The sequence below is a fragment of the Gilliamella sp. W8128 genome, from assembly GCF_016100545.1.
Lineage (GTDB): Bacteria > Pseudomonadota > Gammaproteobacteria > Enterobacterales > Orbaceae > Gilliamella > Gilliamella apis.
Map to the genome: position 1 here is coordinate 1 of NZ_JACFSE010000047.1, position 214 is coordinate 214.

At 48.1% G+C, this 214-nt stretch carries 1 rRNA gene; it reads left to right on the forward strand.

Annotated elements, in window-relative coordinates:
* A 23S ribosomal RNA gene (locus tag H3U97_RS11385) occupies nt 1–214 on the forward strand; the annotation flags it as partial.

The window sequence follows — 214 nt, forward strand, 5'->3', positions numbered from 1 at the left end:
AAGGCTAAATACTCCTGATTGACCGATAGTGAACCAGTACCGTGAGGGAAAGGCGAAAAGAACCCCGGGAGGGGAGTGAAATAGACCCTGAAACCGTGTACGTACAATCAGTGGGAGCTGTTACCGTTAGGTAATAGTGACTGCGTACCTTTTGTATAATGGGTCAGCGACTTATATTCTGTAGCAAGGTTAACCGAATAGGGGAGCCGAAGGG